Below are 1044 nucleotides of genomic sequence, written 5' to 3'. Positions count from 1 at the left end.
TACGCAAGCAAGGCCATGGCATGCTTGAGGTTCTGCTCCGGGCCTTCAACGGTAATCCTATCCCGCTTGCCGCATAGCGGCTGAACAGTCACTCGAATAGGAAGGTCCAAAAATCGGTGATACCGAAATGGCTGTACATCAGCGCGTTCATGGGCGGACTCTAATATGGATGGGCGAAGCGCCATCATACCAGCAGACGGCAAAGCGGTTTGCCGGCGCCGGTTTACCCGCCGGCCGGGCGCCGCTTCACGCCGCGCGGCGGCGCGCGCGGGCGAGCAAGCCGAGGCCGACCAGCAGCATGGCCCAGGTGCCCGGTTCCGGCACGGCCGAGGTGAGCGTCATGTTGTCGATGACGAACTGGAAGCCGTTGCCGTTGCTGCCGGACATGGCGCCGCCGGAGGAAGAGAACACCACCGAGGTGACATTGCCCCATTGAAACGACACGACGGTGGGCGCCAGCGTGCCGACCGTGAAGTCTTTGACGTAGGTCCGCACGCCATCGCTGGCCACCGCGTGGATTTCCAGCCCTTCGCGCCAGGCCGCCGTAAAGTAGGCTTGCTGCAGCGTGAAGCCTTGCGCGGCGCTGATGCCGGCGGGGTCGCCGGCGCCGTTGAATAGCACGTTCGCGCCCGACACCGTGCCGGCCCGAAATCCGCTAGGGTTGGTTTCTTCGCCAACCGTCAGCGGGTCGAATGTCAAAAAATTATCCCAGTTCAAACCATGGTAGCCGTTCTGCACATAGTTCGCGTCCGCGCCGGCATCGTCGAAGGTAATCGTTTCAGCGCACGCGGCGGCGCTGAGCAGGTTGGCGGCCAGGACAAAAGCGTATTTATTCAACAGGATTCCCCCAAACGTTATTTAATAATTCATATTATACGTGACATTATCTATTTATTAATATGACGTTGGGAGAGCGCGCTACAGTGGCGACAGGATTAATCATGGAATACCCAGGGCGATTGCATGAAGGCGGAGCCGAGGCGATGAGCACAGCTTGTAGGTATCGCTTGTAAACTCTTTGAAAAAGGCGTTTACTCTCGATAT

1 protein-coding gene is annotated in these 1044 nt (G+C 58.7%); it reads right to left on the bottom strand.

Features of this window, described 5'->3' with window-relative positions; all coding sequences use genetic code 11:
* Window positions 1-246: 246 nt before the first annotated feature.
* On the bottom strand, window positions 247-837 hold the full coding sequence (locus tag ACFDR9_RS27760) for a PEP-CTERM sorting domain-containing protein (RefSeq protein WP_409033084.1): 591 nt from the start codon (window positions 835-837) through the stop codon (window positions 247-249).
* Window positions 838-1044 lie beyond the last annotated feature (207 nt).

The sequence above is a fragment of the Janthinobacterium sp. CG_23.3 genome, from assembly GCF_046115965.1.
Lineage (GTDB): Bacteria > Pseudomonadota > Gammaproteobacteria > Burkholderiales > Burkholderiaceae_D > Janthinobacterium.
This window is presented reverse-complemented; position numbering and strand designations above follow the sequence as displayed.